Source organism: Streptomyces sp. 796.1, from assembly GCF_047525675.1.
GTDB lineage: Bacteria > Actinomycetota > Actinomycetes > Streptomycetales > Streptomycetaceae > Streptomyces.
Genome location: NZ_JBLIWA010000002.1, coordinates 154,007 through 171,492, shown reverse-complemented (window position 1 = coordinate 171,492; position 17,486 = coordinate 154,007). Strand labels below are relative to the sequence as shown.

The 17,486-nt window shown below is 72.1% G+C and carries 16 protein-coding genes; 12 read left to right on the top strand and 4 right to left on the bottom strand.

Annotated features, from left to right (window positions below; all coding sequences use genetic code 11):
- Positions 1-69: 69 nt before the first annotated feature.
- The gene (locus tag ACMA1D_RS02310; RefSeq protein WP_414722145.1) at positions 70-1,350 is read left to right on the top strand and encodes an amidohydrolase; all 1,281 of its coding nucleotides are present in this window, start codon (positions 70-72) and stop codon (positions 1,348-1,350) included.
- On the opposite strand, the gene ACMA1D_RS02305 is transcribed toward ACMA1D_RS02310, so the two are convergent.
- The 3 genes from ACMA1D_RS02305 to ACMA1D_RS02295 all read right to left on the bottom strand — a co-directional run bounded on the left by ACMA1D_RS02305 (position 1,308) and on the right by ACMA1D_RS02295 (position 4,238).
- Positions 1,308-2,318: a COX15/CtaA family protein gene (locus ACMA1D_RS02305; RefSeq protein WP_414722144.1), complete on the bottom strand. Its 1,011-nt coding sequence runs from the start codon at positions 2,316-2,318 to the stop codon at positions 1,308-1,310. The two genes, ACMA1D_RS02310 and ACMA1D_RS02305, sit on opposite strands and share 43 nt — an antisense overlap.
- Positions 2,319-2,439: 121 nt before the next feature.
- Complete coding sequence (locus tag ACMA1D_RS02300) at positions 2,440-3,258, bottom strand: ABC transporter permease (protein ID WP_414722143.1); 819 nt, start codon at positions 3,256-3,258, stop codon at positions 2,440-2,442.
- Positions 3,258-4,238, bottom strand: a complete 981-nt coding sequence (locus ACMA1D_RS02295; RefSeq protein ID WP_414722142.1) for an ABC transporter ATP-binding protein — start codon at positions 4,236-4,238, stop codon at positions 3,258-3,260. Before ACMA1D_RS02295 ends, ACMA1D_RS02300 begins: the two co-directional genes overlap by 1 nt.
- A gap of 832 nt (positions 4,239-5,070) precedes the next feature.
- On the opposite strand from ACMA1D_RS02295, the gene ACMA1D_RS02290 reads away from it, so the two are divergent.
- The 10 genes from ACMA1D_RS02290 (at position 5,071) to dapD (ending at position 13,432) form a co-directional block, all read left to right on the top strand.
- Positions 5,071-5,844, top strand: coding sequence for a helix-turn-helix transcriptional regulator (locus tag ACMA1D_RS02290; RefSeq protein ID WP_414722141.1), 774 nt, complete (start codon positions 5,071-5,073; stop codon positions 5,842-5,844).
- Positions 5,841-7,262: a Fe-S cluster assembly protein SufB gene (gene sufB / locus ACMA1D_RS02285; protein ID WP_414722140.1), complete on the top strand. Its 1,422-nt coding sequence runs from the start codon at positions 5,841-5,843 to the stop codon at positions 7,260-7,262. Before ACMA1D_RS02290 ends, sufB begins: the two co-directional genes overlap by 4 nt.
- A 65-nt stretch (positions 7,263-7,327) precedes the next feature.
- Positions 7,328-8,506: a Fe-S cluster assembly protein SufD gene (gene sufD, locus ACMA1D_RS02280; RefSeq protein ID WP_414722139.1), complete on the top strand. Its 1,179-nt coding sequence runs from the start codon at positions 7,328-7,330 to the stop codon at positions 8,504-8,506.
- Positions 8,503-8,841 (top strand): non-heme iron oxygenase ferredoxin subunit, encoded by a 339-nt coding sequence (locus ACMA1D_RS02275; protein ID WP_349991049.1) that lies wholly within the window; start codon positions 8,503-8,505, stop codon positions 8,839-8,841. The genes sufD and ACMA1D_RS02275 overlap by 4 nt, the downstream gene beginning before the upstream one ends.
- An 8-nt stretch (positions 8,842-8,849) precedes the next feature.
- A complete protein-coding gene (gene sufC, locus ACMA1D_RS02270) occupies positions 8,850-9,614 on the top strand; it encodes a Fe-S cluster assembly ATPase SufC (RefSeq protein ID WP_414722138.1) in 765 nt (254 codons plus the stop codon).
- Positions 9,615-9,732: 118 nt separating this feature from the next.
- Positions 9,733-10,989, top strand: a complete 1,257-nt coding sequence (locus ACMA1D_RS02265) for a cysteine desulfurase (protein WP_414722137.1) — start codon at positions 9,733-9,735, stop codon at positions 10,987-10,989.
- A 13-nt stretch (positions 10,990-11,002) separates the two neighbouring features.
- Positions 11,003-11,467: a Fe-S cluster assembly sulfur transfer protein SufU gene (sufU, locus tag ACMA1D_RS02260; protein ID WP_414722136.1), complete on the top strand. Its 465-nt coding sequence runs from the start codon at positions 11,003-11,005 to the stop codon at positions 11,465-11,467.
- Positions 11,464-11,799, top strand: coding sequence for a metal-sulfur cluster assembly factor (locus ACMA1D_RS02255; protein ID WP_349991056.1), 336 nt, complete (start codon positions 11,464-11,466; stop codon positions 11,797-11,799). Before sufU ends, ACMA1D_RS02255 begins: the two co-directional genes overlap by 4 nt.
- Before the next feature lie 140 nt (positions 11,800-11,939).
- Positions 11,940-12,308, top strand: coding sequence for a VOC family protein (locus ACMA1D_RS02250; RefSeq protein WP_414722135.1), 369 nt, complete (start codon positions 11,940-11,942; stop codon positions 12,306-12,308).
- A 131-nt stretch (positions 12,309-12,439) separates the two neighbouring features.
- Complete coding sequence (gene dapD, locus ACMA1D_RS02245; protein ID WP_414722134.1) at positions 12,440-13,432, top strand: 2,3,4,5-tetrahydropyridine-2,6-dicarboxylate N-succinyltransferase; 993 nt, start codon at positions 12,440-12,442, stop codon at positions 13,430-13,432.
- Positions 13,433-13,653: 221 nt separating this feature from the next.
- Here the strand turns inward: dapD and ACMA1D_RS02240 are convergent, their stop codons facing one another.
- Positions 13,654-15,516 (bottom strand): endonuclease/exonuclease/phosphatase family protein, encoded by a 1,863-nt coding sequence (locus tag ACMA1D_RS02240; RefSeq protein WP_414722133.1) that lies wholly within the window; start codon positions 15,514-15,516, stop codon positions 13,654-13,656.
- A gap of 419 nt (positions 15,517-15,935) precedes the next feature.
- On the opposite strand from ACMA1D_RS02240, the gene ACMA1D_RS02235 reads away from it, so the two are divergent.
- Entirely contained in the window at positions 15,936-17,453 is a 1,518-nt protein-coding gene (locus ACMA1D_RS02235) for a hypothetical protein (RefSeq protein WP_414722242.1), read from the top strand.
- The last annotated feature ends 33 nt before the right edge of the window (positions 17,454-17,486 follow it).

Below are 17,486 nucleotides of genomic sequence, written 5' to 3'. Positions count from 1 at the left end.
CGGCACCGACCCCGCACGCGGTTCGCGTGCGGGAACCCCCGGGACCTCCGTTCGGGCAGGGAGATGCGGATGCTGCTGGACGGCCCTCAGCGGTGGCGGACCGACCCGCCGGACCCCGGGCGGCAGGGGCGGGCCCGGCCCGGTGCGGCGGGCACCGACCGCACGGGTGCGCCAGACCCCCGCGACCGGGGCCTGAGCGGTGATCGCAACAGTGACCGGGACCGGGAGGAACCGGAGTATGCGCTGCCGCCCCTGGTCGACCAGCACGGCGCCGGCGTCTCGCATGGTGAACTCGGACTCGGCTCATTTGAGTCACTTCTCGCCGGCGCCATCGGCTCGCACGGGCCGGCCCCGCCCGGCACGACCTTCTTCGACACCTGGCTGGGGCTCGCGGTGCGCCGCTGGTGCCCGCCGCTGCTCGGCCTCGCCCCGCACTGCACGCCCGCCCACTACCTCGCCGCCCGCCGCGAGGTGGGCGCCTACCGGGCCACCCGGCTGCTGCTGCGGGGCTCGGGGGTGGGCGCGTACCTGCTGGCAGATGCGGCGGACGAGGCGGGTGGGGCGGATCCGGCCGGGGGCTCGTGCTCGGCCGCCGAACTCGCGTCGGCCGCGGACGCCCCCGTGCACCGGGTGCTGCCGCTGCGGCGCCTCGCGGGACGGCTGGCCGACGCCGCGACCAGCACGCGCGGCTTCCTCGACGCGGTGGCGGACTCCCTGGCCCCGGCCCCGCAGCACGCCGTGGCCCTCGCCCTCGCCGTCGACGGGGCCCTCCCCGGGGCCGCGCCCGAGCGCGCGACGGTGTGGCGGGCCGCCGACCACTGGCTGCGCGACCGCCGCCCCGGCACCCCGCCGGCCGCCCCGGCCCTCGTCCACCACCTGCTGTGGAGCGCCGTCGCCAGCAGGCTGCCGGTCCAACTGCACTGCCGCGAGGGCGCGGACGTCGGCGCCTTCCTGGCCGCCACGCGCGGCTACGGCACCGACCTGGTGCTGCTGCCGGGGCCCGGCCCGCGCGTGGGCGTGGGTGCCGGCCAGGACCACCTGTGGGCGGCCCGGCTCGCGGCACGCTTCCCGCACGTGTACGCGGACGTCGGGCCCGCGCCCCAGGAGACGCTGCGGCACGCGCCGTTCGGCAAGCTCATGTTCGCCACCGGGGCGTGGGCGCTGCCCGAGCTGTACGTGGTGGCTGCGCGCCAGTTCACGGAGGCGGTGGGGCGGCTGGTGCGGGAGTGGACGGCGGACGGGGTGTGCACCGAGCCCGAGGCGTGGCGCATCGCCTCACTGGTGGCGGCGGGCACCGCCCGACGGGTCTACCGGCTGCCGGCGGCTGCCGGCTCCTCCACGGCGGGCTGAAGCGCCTCGTGCTCGCCGGTGGGCCCGTCCGGGACGGCGTCCGGCGGCGGCGTGCCCCGGTCCCGCAGGACGAGGAAGACCCGCAGCACCGCGATCCACACCAGGCAGGAGCCGAGCATGTGCATCCCGACGACGAACTCCGGCAGGTGCGTGAAGTACTGCACGTAGCCGATCAGGCCCTGCGAGAGCAGCACCACGAAGAGCTCGACGACCCGGCGCGCGGCGGGGTGCGGCGCCCGTACCGCGCGCAGCGTGAACCACAGGGCCACGGTCAGGCCGAAGACGATGTAGACGAAGTCGACGTGGAGCTGGGTGATCTCCTGCCAGTCCAGCGGGATGCGGTGCACCTCGCGCGCGTCGCCCGCGTGCGGCCCGGAGCCGGTGACCACGGTGCCGATGACGATCAGCGCCGCCGCCGCACCGACCAGCAGCCAGGACAACTGGCGCACCGCGGTGGCGACCAGCAGCCGCGGCGCGTCGTCGCCCTCACGGGTGCGCTGCCAGGTGATCACCGCGACCGTCAGGAGCACGGTGGAGAGCAGGAAGTGCGAGCTGACGATGTACGGGTTCAGCCCGGTCAGCACCGTGATGCCGCCGACCACGGCGTTGCCCATCACGATCCAGAACTGCGACCAGCCGAGCCGGGTCAGCGAGCTGCGCATCGGCTTCGCCGCCCGGGCCACGATGATGAAGAACCCGATGACCGCGCAGAGCACGTACGTCAGCAGGCGGTTGCTGAACTCGATGACGCCGTAGATGCCCATGTCGGCGGTGGGCGTCAGGCTGTCGTCGGTGCACTTGGGCCAGGTCTCGCAGCCGAGCCCGGACTGGGTGAGCCGGACGGCCCCGCCCGTCACCACGATGAGGACGGCCATCACCACGGTGACCAGCGCTGCCAGCCGGACCAGGCGCGCGGAGGGCGTCCAGCGGCGGGCGATCAGCTCAAGGGGATTCCACGAATTCGGCACGGCCTCATGGTAGGCCGCACCTTGTGCACCGATTCACGAGGGGTGCCCGGCGCGCCGACCCCTCCCGTACGACCTGCATCCGCGCAGCTCACGGGGGCTCGGGGGCGATCTTGGGGCTCCTCTACTCCCAGCGGAAGAACCGGCCCGCGGCGCCGAGGCCGAGCACTGCCCAGACGGCCAGGATGCCGAGGTCCGACCAGGGCACGCCGGCGCCGTCCCGCAGGACGTCGCGCAGGCCGTCGGAGAGCGCGGCGACCGGCAGCAGGTGCAGCGCGTCCGCCAGGCCGTCGGGGAACTTCGACAGCGGCACGATGACCCCGCCGCCGAAGAGCAGCAGCAGGAAGACGAGGTTGGCCGCCGCCAGTGTGACCTCGGCCTTGAGGGTGCCGGCCATGAGCAGCCCGAGGCCGGAGAAGGCCGCGGTGCCGAGCAGCAGGAGCAGCGCGACGGTGGCCGGGTTGCCGTGCGGCGACCAGCCGAGCGCCAGCGCGACCGCGGTCAGCAGGGCGATCTGGAGCACCTCGGTGACCAGGACGGCGCAGGTCTTGGCCGCCATCAGGCCCCACCGCGGCAGCGGAGACGCGCCGAGCCGCTTGAGCACCCCGTACCGCCGCTCGAAGCCGGTCGCGATGGCCTGCCCGGTGAACGCCGTGGAGAGCACCGCGAGCGCCAGCACGCCGGGCGCCAGGAAGTCCACCGCGTCCCCGTCGCCGGTGTCCACCACGTCGACGAGGCTGAACAGGGTCAGCAGCAGGGTCGGGATGATGATCACGAGCAGCAGTTGTTCGCCGTTGCGCAGCAGCAGCCGGGTCTCCAGCGCCGCCTGCGCCCTGATCATCCGCCCCAGCGGCGCGGCGCCCGGACGCGGCGCGAAGGTGCCGGCGGCGCCCTTGCGGTCGGCGGCGCCCCCCGGGCCGGTCGGGTCAGCGGTCTCGGCCATCACGCGCGCAACTCCTTGCCGGTCAGCTCCAGAAAGACGTCCTCCAGGGTGTGCCGCTCCACCGAGAGCCGGTCGGGCAGCACCCCGTGCTGGGCGCACCAGGAGGTCACGGTCGCCAGCAACTGCGGCGTGACGTTCCCGGTCACCCGGTACGAGCCGGGCACCAGCTCGGCCGCCGTGCACTCGGCCGGCAGCGCCTTCAGCAGCGAGGCCAGGTCGAGCCCGGGTCGGCCGGTGAAGCGCAGCGAGTTCTCCGCGCCGCCGCGGCACAGCTCCTCCGGGCTGCCGGAGGCGATCACCTTGCCGGCGTCGATGATGTGCACCTGGTCGGCGAGCTGTTCCGCCTCGTCCATGTGGTGGGTGGTGAGGACGACGCCCACCCCGTCCGCGCGCAACTCGCGCACCAGGTCCCAGGTGGCCCGGCGGGCCTGCGGGTCGAGCCCGGCGGTCGGCTCGTCCAGGAAGACCAGCTCGGGCCGGCCGACCACGGCCATGGCCAGCGCCAACCGCTGCTGCTGGCCGCCGGAGAGCCGGCGGTAGGTGGTACGGCCGCAGCCCTCCAGGCCGAGCCGGGTGATCAGGGTGTCCACGTCCACCGGGTGGGCGTGCAGCGATGCGGTGTGGCGCAGCATCTCGGCGGCGCGGGCGCCGGGGTAGACGCCGCCGGACTGGAGCATCACGCCGATGCGCGGGCGCAGCGCGGACGCGTCCGCGACCGGGTCGAGCCCGAGCACCCGTACGGTGCCGGCGTCCGGCCGTCGGTACCCCTCGCAGGTCTCGATGGTGGTGGTCTTGCCGGCGCCGTTGGGGCCGAGCACGGCGGTGACGGCGCCGCGGGCGACGGTCAGCGAGAGGCCGTCGACCGCCGTCTTCGTCCCGTACCGCTTGACCAGGCCGACGATCTCGACCGCCGGCGCCTCCCCGGCGGCTTCCCCCGACGCCGGCCCGCTGAGGTGGCTGGGGGAGGGCTCTTCTCGCATGGGCCGCAGTCTACGAAGGCGCGCCGGCGGTTCGGGCGGCAGGTCCGTGCTGGCCCGGGCCGACCGCCGCGGGGCCGGGCGCCCCTGCCCGGCGCTCCGGCTTGGCGCTTCTGCCCCGTACCTCCGCCTCCGGCGTCCCGGCCCGGTGCTCCCGCTCGACGTCCCCGCCCGGCGCCTCTGCCCCGTGCCTCCGTCCGCGCGGCTGGCCCGGACTCCCGTCCGGCGCTTCCGCCCTCGACGTCCCCGCCCGGCGTCTCCGCCCCGTACCCCCGCACCGGTCGGCCCGGAGCCTGCACCTGCGGCAAGCCCGGAGCCCGCACCTGCGGTCGGCCCGGAGCCCGCCCGCGCGGCCGGCTGTGACCCCGCCCGCATCCCGGCCGGCGGCACGGGCACCCCACCCGGGGCGCCGGCCGGTCTGACCAGCGGCATAAAGTGGCCGGTCGCCGAGCCGCCGCCGGTTCGCCCGCGCCCGGGTGCCCGTCGGTACTCCTCGGTACTCCTCGGCCTTCCCTGGCCTTTCCTTCCTTGGTCGTCTGAGGGCTTGCTCGATCCTGCTCGGCGTCGTCCGGCACGTTCGGTGTCTTCCGTTCGGGCAGTTCGGCGGGGCGGTGGCGGCGGCGGGCGCGTGGGTCTGCGGGGTGTCCGTGGGATGTCCGCGAGGTGGTCACGGCCTGCCCGCGGGGCGCTCCCCGAGCGCCGGATGGCCTGGTCAGACGGGTCACCGGTGATCATTTGCGCAGGTCAACTTAGGTTTCCCTAAGTGACGCACCCCACCGAGCTCCGCTCCGGGGGCGGGTTGTCTCGCTCCGGATAATTACGCAACAATGGCGTTGTGAAATACGCGAGCGAGCACCAGGAGTCCGCGGCCCCGCCGGCCGCGGGGGCCGGCGCGTCTCCCGTATCCGCCCACGACGACCAGCGCAGCACCCGCAACCGGGTCGCGCGTTCGATCCTCGACCACGGCCCTTCCACGACGGCCGACATCGCACGGCGGCTCAAGCTCACCCAGGCCGCCGTCCGCCGCCATCTGGACACCCTGGTGACCGAGGGCATCGTCGAACCCCGCGAACAGCGGGTCTACGGCGCGCGCGGCCGTGGCCGGCCGGCCAAGGTCTTCGCCCTGACCGACTGTGGCCGGGACGCCTTCGACCAGGCCTATGACCAACTGGCCGCCGACGCCCTGCGCTGGATCGCGCAGTCGGCCGGCGGCGGCGAGATGGGCGAGGCCGCGGTCGCGGCGTTCGCTCGGGCGCGGCTGGCCGCGCAGGCGGCGGGGTATCGGGCGGCCATCGAGGCGGCGGCCCCGGAGTCCCGCACGGAGGCCCTGGCCAAGGCATTGACCGCTGACGGGTACGCTGCTACGGCGCGCAGCGCGCCTAACCCTCGCTTGGGTGAACAGCTCTGCCAGCACCACTGTCCGGTTGCGCATGTCGCCGAGCAGTTCCCGCAGCTCTGTGAGGCGGAGACCGAGGTCTTCTCCCACCTGCTCGGGACTCATGTGCAACGTCTGGCCACCATCGCCCACGGCGACGGGGTGTGCACGACGTTCATTCCCAAGAAGAACACCACAGCATCCGCAAGCACGTCCGGGAGGAAACCCGCATGACTCTCCCCACGGAGACTGCTCACCCCGAGCTTGAGGGCCTGGGCACGTACGAATACGGCTGGGCCGACTCCGACGCCGCCGGCGCCGCTGCCAAGCGCGGCCTCTCCGAAGAGGTCGTACGCGACATCTCCGGGAAGAAGTCCGAGCCCGAGTGGATGCTGAAGCTCCGGCTCAAGGGCCTCAAGCTGTTCGGCAAGAAGCCGATGCCCACCTGGGGCTCGGACCTGTCGGGCATCGACTTCGACAACATCAAGTACTTCGTCCGCTCCACCGAGAAGCAGGCCGCGAGCTGGGAAGACCTGCCCGAGGACATCAAGAACACCTACGACAAGCTGGGCATCCCGGAGGCCGAGAAGCAGCGCCTGGTCGCCGGTGTCGCCGCGCAGTACGAGTCGGAGGTCGTCTACCACCAGATCCGTGAGGACCTGGAGGAGCAGGGCGTGCTGTTCCTGGACACCGACACGGCGCTCAAGGAGCACCCGGAGCTCTTCCAGGAGTACTTCGGCACCGTGATCCCGGCCGGCGACAACAAGTTCGCCGCGCTGAACACGGCCGTCTGGTCCGGTGGCTCGTTCATCTACGTCCCGCCGGGCGTGCACGTCGACATCCCGCTCCAGGCCTACTTCCGCATCAACACGGAGAACATGGGCCAGTTCGAGCGGACGCTGATCATCGTCGACGAGAACGCCTACGTGCACTACGTCGAGGGCTGCACCGCCCCGATCTACTCCTCCGACTCGCTGCACAGCGCGGTCGTGGAGATCATCGTCAAGAAGGGTGGTCGCTGCCGCTACACGACCATCCAGAACTGGTCGAACAACGTCTACAACCTGGTCACCAAGCGCGCCGTGGCCTACGAGGGCGCGACCATGGAGTGGGTCGACGGCAACATCGGCTCCAAGGTCACCATGAAGTACCCGGCCGTCTACCTGATGGGCGAGCACGCCAAGGGCGAGACGCTCTCCATCGCCTTCTCCGGCTCCGGCCAGCACCAGGACGCCGGCGCCAAGATGGTGCACATGGCGCCGAACACCTCCTCGAACATCGTCTCCAAGTCGGTGGCCCGCGGCGGTGGCCGCACCTCCTACCGCGGTCTGATCGAGATCGGCGAGGGCGCGCACGGCTCCAAGTCGAACGTGCTCTGTGACGCGCTCCTGGTGGACACCATCTCGCGCTCGGACACCTACCCGTACGTGGACGTCCGCGAGGACGACGTGTCCATGGGCCACGAGGCGACCGTCTCCAAGGTCAGCGACGACCAGCTCTTCTACCTGATGAGCCGTGGCCTGTCCGAGGACGAGGCGATGGCCATGATCGTCCGGGGCTTCGTCGAGCCGATCGCCCGCGAGCTGCCGATGGAGTACGCGCTGGAGCTCAACCGGCTGATCGAGCTGCAAATGGAGGGCGCGGTCGGCTGACGCCGCCCCGCGCACCGCTGACGCAGCACCGTTTTCTGACGTAGAGAGAGAGCACCACGACAGCCATGGCTGAGAACACTCCCGCCGGTAGCACGACCGACGGCGCCATTCAGGTCGGCGGGCCGCAGCAGCCCATCGACGCCAGGGTCAGCGCCCCCGCCTCGTACGACGTGGCGGACTTCCCGGTGCCGCACGGCCGCGAGGAGGAGTGGCGGTTCACGCCGCTGGAGCGGCTGCGGGGCCTGCACGACGGCACCGCGGAGGCCAGCGGCGCGCTGCGGGCCGAGGTGGCGGCGCCCGAGGGCGTCACCGTGGAGACCGTGGACCGCGAGGACCCCCGGCTCGGCCGGGCCGGCAAGCCGGTGGACCGCGTCGCCGCGCAGGCGTACAGCGCCTTCGAGAAGGCGTCCGTGATCTCCGTGCCCAAGGACGCGGTGCTCACCGAGCCGGTGCGGATCTCCGTGCACGGCGAGGGCGGCGTGGTCTACGGCCACCAACTGGTCGAGGTCGGCAACTTCGCCGAGGCGGTGGTGGTCATCGACCACACCGGCGACGCGACGCTCGCCGCCAACGTCGAGTTCGTGATCGGGGACGGCGCCAAGCTGACCGTCGTCTCCGTGCAGGACTGGGACGACACCGCGGTGCACGTCGCGCAGCACACCGCGCTGGTGGGCCGCGACGCCACGTTCAAGTCGGTCGTCGTCACCTTCGGCGGCGACCTGGTCCGGCTGCACCCGCGGGTGATCTACGGCGGTCCCGGCGGCGAGGCCGAGCTGTTCGGCCTGTACTTCACCGACGACGGCCAGCACCAGGAGCACCGGCTCTTCGTCGACCACGACACCCCGCACTGCCGGAGCAACGTGGTCTACAAGGGCGCGCTCCAGGGCCAGGCCGCGCACGCGGTGTGGATCGGCGACGTGCTCATCCGGGCCGCGGCCGAGGGCACCGACACCTACGAGCTCAACCGGAACTTGGTGCTCAGCGACGGTGCCCGGGTCGACTCGGTGCCGAACCTGGAGATCGAGACCGGCGAGATCGTCGGCGCCGGACACGCCTCGGCCACCGGCAGGTTCGACGACGAACAGCTCTTCTACCTGATGGCCCGCGGCATCCCCGCCGACGAGGCCCGGCGCCTGGTCGTCCGCGGCTTCTTCGCCGAGCTGGTCCAGCAGATCGGCATCCCGGACATCGAGGACCGCCTGCTCGCCAAGATCGAGGCGGAACTGGAGGCGTCCGTCGGATGAGCAGCACCCCGTTCGTACGGGCTTGCGCGCTGGGCGAGCTCGAAGAGGACACCCCCAAGCGCGTGGAGCTGGACGGCGTGCCCGTCTCGCTCGTGCGCACCGAGGGCGAGGTGTTCGCGATCAACGACATCTGCTCGCACGCGAACGTCTCGCTGTCCGAGGGCGAGGTGGACGACTGCGCCATCGAGTGCTGGCTGCACGGGTCGAGCTTCGACCTGCGCACCGGCAAGCCGTCCGGGCTGCCCGCGACGCGCCCCGTACCCGTATACCCCGTCAAGATCGAAGGGGACGGCCCAGAGGCTTCTGTGCTCGTCTCCGTCACCCAGGAGTCCTGAGGCAACCCATGGCAACGCTTGAGATCAACGACCTGCACGTCTCCGTCGAGGCCGAGAACGGGCCCCGGGAGATCCTGCGCGGCGTCGACCTGACCGTGAAGCAGGGCGAGACGCACGCGATCATGGGCCCGAACGGCTCCGGCAAGTCCACCCTCGCGTACTCCCTCGCGGGGCACCCGAAGTACACCGTCACCGGCGGCACCGTCACCCTCGACGGCGAGGACGTCCTGGAGATGTCCGTCGACGAGCGGGCCCGGGCCGGCGTCTTCCTCGCCATGCAGTACCCGGTCGAGGTGCCCGGCGTCTCCGTCTCCAACTTCCTGCGCACCTCCGCCACCGCCGTCCGCGGCGAGGCCCCCAAGCTGCGGCTGTGGGTCAAGGAGGTCAAGGAGGCCATGGAGCGGCTCTCCATCGACCCCGCGTTCGCCGAGCGCAACGTCAACGAGGGCTTCTCCGGCGGTGAGAAGAAGCGCCACGAGATCCTCCAGCTCGAACTGCTCAAGCCCAAGGTCGCGATCTTGGACGAGACGGACTCGGGCCTGGACGTCGACGCGCTGCGCGTCGTCTCCGAGGGCGTCAACCGGGTGCGCGAGGGCGGCGAGGTCGGCACCCTGCTGATCACGCACTACACCCGCATCCTGCGGTACATCAAGCCCGACTTCGTGCACGTCTTCGCGCAGGGCCGGATCGCCGAGTCCGGTGGCGCGGAGCTCGCCGACAAGTTGGAGAATGAGGGCTACGAGGCGTACGTGAAGGGCGGCGCGAACTCGTGACCCCCGCACGCGAGGCCACCGGCCCGCGGAAGTTCCGCGACCCGCGGGCCGCGCTCCGCCGCTGCACGGCGGCGGGGCCGGGCCGCGCGGGCCAAGCGACCACCGAAAGGGGAGGGGCGTGACACTGCTGCCGGGCCTCCTCGACACCGAGGCGATCCGTAAGGACTTCCCCGTCCTGGACCGTGCGGTCCACGACGGCAAGAGGCTCGTCTACCTGGACAACGCGGCGACCTCGCAGAAGCCGCGCCAGGTCCTCGACGCCCTCAACGCGTACTACGAGCGGCACAACTCCAACGTGCACCGCGGCGTGCACGTGCTGGCCGAAGAGGCCACCGCGCTGTACGAGGGCGCGCGCGACAAGGTCGCGGCCTTCATCAACGCGCCCAGCCGCGACGAGGTGATCTTCACCAAGAACGCCTCCGAGTCGCTGAACCTGGTGGCCAACATGCTGGGCTGGGCCGACGAGCCCTACCGCGTGGACCAGGACACCGAGATCGTCATCACGGAGATGGAGCACCACTCCAACATCGTCCCGTGGCAACTGCTCTCGCAGCGCACGGGCGCGAAGCTGAAGTGGTTCGGGCTCACCGACGACGGCCGGCTCGACCTGTCCAACATCGACGAGATCATCACGCCCCAGACGAAGATCGTCTCGTTCGTGCTGGTCTCCAACATCCTGGGCACCATCAACCCGGTCGAGGCCATCGTGCGCCGCGCGCAGGAGGTCGGCGCCCTGGTGCTGATCGACGCCTCGCAGGCGGCGCCGCACATGGTGCTCGACGTGCAGGCGTTGCAGGCCGACTTCGTGGCCTTCACCGGCCACAAGATGTGCGCGCCAACCGGCATCGGAGTGCTGTGGGGCCGCCAGGAACTCCTGGAGGACCTGCCGCCCTTCCTCGGTGGTGGCGAGATGATCGAAACCGTCTCGATGCACTCCTCGACGTACGCGCCGGCGCCGCACAAGTTCGAGGCGGGCACGCCCCCGATCGCCCAGGCCGTCGGCCTCGGCGCGGCCGTGGACTACCTGTCGGCGATCGGCATGGACCGCATAGAAGCGCACGAGCACGCGATCACCGAGTACGCCGTGCGTCGCTTCCAGGACGTCCCCGACCTGCGGATCATCGGCCCGACCACGGCCGAGGACCGTGGCGCCGCGATCTCCTTCACGCTCGGCGACATCCACCCGCACGACGTGGGCCAGGTGCTGGACGAGCAGGGCATCGCGGTCCGCGTGGGTCACCACTGTGCCCGCCCCGTCTGCCTGCGGTACGGAATTCCGGCGACCACGCGGGCGTCGTTCTATCTGTACTCCACGCCGGCCGAGGTCGATGCCTTGGTCGAGGGGCTGGAGCACGTTCGGAACTTCTTCGGGTAGGGGCTGCTGACTCGTGAAGCTGGATTCGATGTACCAGGACGTCATCCTGGACCACTACAAGCACCCGCACGGCCGGGGGCTTCGGGATGGCGATGCCGAAGTGCACCATGTCAACCCGACCTGTGGTGATGAGATCACGCTGCGCGTACGGCTGGACGGCGAGACCATCGCCGACGTGTCGTACGAGGGGCAGGGCTGTTCCATCAGCCAGGCGAGCGCCTCGGTGCTCAACGAACTGTTGGTGGGCAAGGAGCTTGCCGAGGCCCGCACGGTCCAGGAGACCTTCCTGGAGCTGATGCAGTCCAAGGGCAAGATCGAGCCGGATGAGGCGATGGAAGAGGTCCTGGAGGACGCTGTGGCGTTCGCGGGGGTCTCGAAGTATCCGGCGCGGGTCAAGTGCGCGCTGCTGAGCTGGATGGCCTGGAAGGACGCCACGGCCCAGGCCCTGGGCGAGGGCACGGGAAGGAAGAGCGCATGAGCGAGAACGCAACGACCACCAAGCCCGCCAGCGAGGAGGAGGTCCGCGAGGCGCTGTACGACGTGGTCGACCCTGAGCTGGGCATCGACGTCGTCAACCTGGGGCTGATCTATGGCATCCACATCGACGATGCCAACATCGCCACTCTCGACATGACGCTGACGTCGGCGGCCTGTCCGCTGACCGACGTCATCGAGGACCAGGCGAAGTCGGCCACCGAGGGCATCGTCAACGAGCTGCGGATCAACTGGGTCTGGATGCCGCCGTGGGGCCCGGACAAGATCACCGATGACGGTCGGGAGCAGCTTCGGGCGCTGGGCTTCAACGTCTGAGTTCCGGGTGCCGGCCTCCCGTGGCTGACCCGCGGGGGTCGGCCGGTGTCCTTGGGCTCTGGCCCGGCGAACGGTCGTTCCGGCCCGTCGGGGTGATCTCAACGCTGACACGGCCATGCCAGCCAGGCACACTGGTGGGCATGGCCGTTTCGCTGTATCAGATCGCCGTGGACGCACACGACCCCAAGGGGCTCGCCACCTTCTGGGCCCAGGTCCTGGGCTGGCAGATCGTGTACGAGGACGCCGAGGAGGTCGTGATCAGCGTGGACGCCACCACACTGCCCGGGATCGCCTTCCTTCCCGTGCCGGAGGCGAAGGCGGGCAAGAACCGCCTGCACTTCGACGTCACTCCGGACGGCGACCAGCAGGCCGAGGTCGATCGCATCATCGCGCTGGGCGCTCGCCCGGCCGACGTCGGGCAGGGACCGGACGTGACGTGGCGCGTTCTTGCCGATCCGGAGGGTAACGAGTTCTGCGTGCTGCGCCCGAAGGTCACGCTGCTCGACTGAGGCCGGTACGGGAACCTCAGGGCTCGACCGGGCCGGTACGGGACTTCCCGCCGTGCCCCGGGTGGGCCCGGGTGGGTCCGATGGCCGGGACCGGTTCGCTTCGGTGGGCCGCCTCCGGTTAGCGTTCGAACATGACCGACGCAGCAACTCACCGCACGACCGGCGCCGTCGCCGCCGGGCTCGCCACCCTCAGCGAGGACGGCACCGTACTCGACACCTGGTTCCCGGCCCCCGTCCTGACCGCCGAGCCCGGCCCGGCCGGCACCGAGCGGATCACCGACGCCGAGCGGGTGGCCGAACTCCTGGGCGCCGGCGCGCCCGCCACCCTCGGCGCCGACCTGCGCCGCGGCGTCGAGGTCGTGGCCGTCCGTACGGTCATCGCCTCGCTCGACGACAAGCCGCTGGACGCCCACGACGCGTACCTGCGCCTGCACCTGCTCAGCCACCGGCTGGTGCGCCCGCACGGGCTGAGCCTGGACGGGCTCTTCGGGCTGCTGGCCAACGTGGCCTGGACCTCGCTCGGCCCGGTCCCGGTGGACCAGGTGGAGCGGGTGCGGCTGGCGGCCCGCGCCGAGGGGCTGCACCTCCAGGTGACGAGCGTGGACAAGTTCCCGCGGATGACCGACTACGTGACCCCGGCCGGGGTGCGGATCGGCGACGCCGACCGGGTCCGGCTCGGCGCCCACCTGGCGGCCGGCACCACCGTGATGCACGAGGGCTTCGTCAACTTCAACGCCGGCACGCTCGGCACCTCGATGGTCGAGGGCCGGATCAGCGCGGGCGTCGTCGTCGGCGACGGCTCCGACATCGGCGGCGGCGCCTCGATCATGGGCACGCTCTCCGGCGGCGGCAAGCAGATCGTCTCCATCGGCGAGCGCTGCCTGCTGGGCGCCGAGGCCGGCATCGGCATCGCGCTGGGCGACGACTGCGTGGTGGAGGCCGGTCTGTACGTCACCGCCGGCACCCGGGTGACGCTCCCGGACGGCGAGGTCGTCAAGGCGCTCGACCTGTCGGGCGTCAACAACCTGCTGTTCCGCCGCAACTCCACCACCGGCCGGGTGGAGGCGCTCCAGCGCTCGGGTTCCTGGGGCGGCCTGAACGAGGCCCTGCACAGCCACAACTGACCCGCGCCGGCCCGATCCGTACGGACTGCGACCCGTACGGATCGGGCCGTACGATCTCCGATCCGTACCGGGTCGGGCGGGCCGCACGCCAGGCCGCCGGCCGTCCTCCGCGCTCCCTCGGGCGCGGGGGACGGCCGGCGGCGTGTCCGGGGCCACCAGCCCCTCAGCCGGGGCCAGCCTCCGGCTGAGGGGCAGCCCCCGGCGTGTCCGGGGCCGGTCGGTCAGGGGCGGATGCGGACGACCTGCGGGTCGTGGTCGCTGGCCTGGTCGGCGAACTCGGCGTTGATGTGGACCACGTCGTACTCCGCCCTGCGCAGCCCCTTGCTGGTCAGGATGTGGTCCAGGACCTGCGAGTTGCCGTTGTAGACGTAGCCGTACCGCTCCCGCTTGGGCAGGTGCTGCACCAGGTCGGTGAGGACGCCGCCGTCGGTGAGCGCGTCGAGTGCGGGCGAGAACGCGAAGTCGTTGAGGTCGCCCGCGACCACCACGCTCGCCCTGGGCTTGATCGCCACGACGTCCTTGACGAACGCGTTGACCGCCTTCGCCTGCGCGATCCGCTGCACCTCGGAGCTGCGTCGCGGCGGCTGGAAGCGGCTGTCGAGGCCCTGGTCGCCGCCCTTGGAGTTGAAGTGGTTCGCGACCACGAAGACCGGCTTGCCGCGGAAGACGAACTCGCCCACCAGCGGCTTGCGGCTGGCCCGCCACGCCTCGTTCGCCGGGTCGATCCGGCCGGGCGACGCCGACAGGGTGGGCTGGCCGCCGCGGTTGAGCACCCGCACCGGGGTGGTCGCGTCGCCGCCCGGGGTGTCGGTGAAGGAGACCCGCTCGGGGTTGTAGAGGAAGGCGTTGCGGATGTTGCCGCCGGGCTGGCCGCCGTCCTGGTCGTCGACCGGGTCGATCTGGCGCCAGGCGTAGGCCGGGCCGCCCGCCTGCTTGATGGCCTCGGTGAGCTGGCGCAGCGTCGCGTCGGCGGTGACGACGGAGTCGTTGGTGGGACCGTTGTCGTCCTGCACCTCCTCCAGCGCGACGACGTCGGGCGAGGCCAGGTTGTGCACGAGTGCCCCGGCCAGCCGGTCGAACTTGGCCTGCGGGGTCTTCGGGGAGAGGTTCTCCACGTTGTAGGTGGCCACGGCCAGTTCGCGGTCGTGCTGCGGGCGGGTCCGCTCCGGGCGCAGCCCGCCGTCGACGAGCGTGCCGAGTTCGGTGGCCTGGATCTCGTAGCCGCCGAACTGGTCGTAGTCGAGCGGTCCCGCGGTGGCGCCGGCCAGCCGGTCGTTGACGTTCGCCACCGGGAACGGGCGCTGGGCGAAGGGGATGAGCGAGGCGACCTTGACCCGGCCCGGGTTCTGGTGCCGGTAGGAGTCGTAGAGCACGCCGCCGCGGGCGGTGCGGCCCCGGTACGGTTCGGCGGTCACCCACAGCTCGTTGTGGGTGCTGGTGGCGCCGACGACGGGCGCGTTGTGGACGACCACGCGCATGCCCTCCAACGCCTCGTACCGGTCCAGCGCGTACCGGTGCGGCTGGAGCCGCAGCCCCTCGACGCTGCTGCCGTCCGCGGTCTCGGGCGCGTACCGGGTCGGGACGGTGGCGTCGGTCAGCCGGAACGCGGCGGGCAGCGGCTGGCCCGACGCGCGTACGGTCCACGTCGCCCGGGTCAGCTCGGTCACCGACTGGAGGCCGGCGTCCTCGCCGCCCGGGTAGTACTCGGTGACCGTGCCGGAGACCTCCACGGCGTCGCCCACGGCCACCTTCGGCGTGCTGGAGCCGGTGAAGACGAAGATCGCCTCGCTGGTGGCGGGGTCGCGGTCGGGGCGCGGGTCCTGCACCCAGAAGCCACGTGCCGAGCCGAAGGCGCGGACGGCGGTCACCACGCCGGGCACGTCGGTGACGGTCTTGCCGGCCAGCGGCGAGAGCCGGGTGGTGCCCTGGATGTCGTGGATGCGTATCTCGGCGGCCGAAGCGGTCTGCGGCACGGCCAGCAGTCCGGCGGCGAGCGCGGCGGTGATCACCGCGGTCACGGCGGCGGAACGGGCACCGGTGCGCGAGCGCTTCTGGTACGGCGACGGGGCGGACGAGGACGACATGGCGATGGGCCTCCGAACGGGACGGCTGGGGCGGACTGGATCAGACAGAACGAAAGGGATGGGCAGCGCGAGTGGCGCGGGCGGGGCAGGCGCACCGGTATGGCGGGCGGGGCAGGTGGGGACGGGAGCGGGCGGGGAGCGGTGGGAGCTGGCTGGGTGGTGCGGCTGCGCGGGGCGGTGCCGGTGGGTGGCCGGCCGGTGCCCCCTGGCCGCCGCGGCCACCGGGAGCGTGCGGGCGGAACCCCGCATGTCTACGCGCGTCAATCTCGTGTGCAGGTCAGGGGGTTGTCAAGACGTTCCGGGTGGACGGTCGACGTCGGCTGGGTGAACCGAAGTGTCGCGGCCGAATCCGTCTACGCTGGGACACCACGCGGTCACCCGTCTTCGGTGGCCGGACCCCCGAGGAGATGACCCAGCAGATGCCCGAAGATCGTCCGACCATGCCGCCGGTCGTGCTGCACACCGAGGCAGAGCTCGCGCGGGACGCGCTGAGCGCTCCGCTCTTCGTCCGAGCGGTGCGCCTCGCCCGCTGGGCCGCACCGCTGAAGCAGGTGGGGGCGGGCGGCGAACTGCTGGCCGACGGGCTCCGCGAGGCGGTCAAGGAACTCGGCCTCGACGACGACGAGGACGGCCCCGGCTACGCCGCCGAGGCGTGGCAGCTCGCCCTGGACATCGGCCTGGTGGAGGTGGACGGCGCCGATGAGGCGGAGGAGCCGGCCGCGGAGCCGGCGCAGTCCGAAGCCGACGGCCGCGACGAGCCGGAGGGGTCCGCACGCCCCGGCGACGAACTGGCCCACTTCACCGGCGGCTCCCCGCAGCAGGTGCTCGAACTCTGGCTGGACGGCCTGGAGACGGTACTGGCCGACGCGGCGGTGCCCGACCTCGCCGACCTGGTGGACCAGCTCCAGGAGGGCGGCGAACTCGACCTCGACGGACTCGACTGGAGCCCCGAGGAGGAAGCCGACTTCCTCGACGGCGTGCTGGGCAACCTCTATCTGCTCACGGCGCTGGACGAGGAGAGCGCCGACCGCGCGGTGCCGCTGCCCGCACTCGCCGCCTCCATGATCGTCCCCGATGACATGGACGAGCCGACCGACGAGGTGCTGGAAGAGGTCTCCGAGGCGATGATGCGCCTCGACGACCAGTTCCGCATGCTCGCGCCGACCGGCATCGTGGAGTACCAGCCGGTCGACGAGGAGTTGATCGAGGAGGTGGACGGCGAGGGCCGGGTGACCGAGGCCGAGCGCACCTTCACCGACGCGGAGTTGGACGACGCGGACGTGGCCCGCTACGGCATGGTCAAGCTCACCCCGCTCGGCGTGTACGCGGTGCGCTCGCGGATGCTGGAGGCCGGGGTGCACGCGCCGGTCGTGGGCGAACTCGCCGACGCCGACGCCCCCACGCTGCTCGCCGCGCTGCCGGGCTTCCCGGACGGTGCGGCCCGCGCCGAGGTGGAGCGGTGGCTGGCGGGGCGGGCGCCGGCCGACGCCGCCGGCGAACTCCTCGCGGCGGCCCGCGGCGACGACCCGGAGGCGCCGCTGCGCCGGCTCACCTGCCAGCAGGCGCTGATCCTGGTCGGCGCGGAGGCGCAGCCGGCGGTGCGGGCGGTACTCGACGACGGGCAACTCGGCGGCCTGGCCCGGGTCTGGCTGGCCGAGCACGGCGTGGCCGAGATCCCCGAGCCGTCGGAGGAGATGGTCTTCTGGCTCACCGTGGACACCATCGCGGCCCAGTTGGCCGCGGGCGGTGAGGCGGAGGAGCTCCAGGACCTGGTGCGCGGCCTGGTGGACCGCAACGACTCCTTCTTCGACACCATGTGGCGCGTGGACCACCCGGCGACGGCCGAGGTCCTGGAGGCCATGGGGCGGCTGCACCCGGACAAGAAGGCCGCCAAGGAGGCGCGCAAGGCCGCGTTCAAGGCGCGCTCGCGCCACTGACGAGGCGCGTTCGCGCCACGGGAGCCCTGGCCG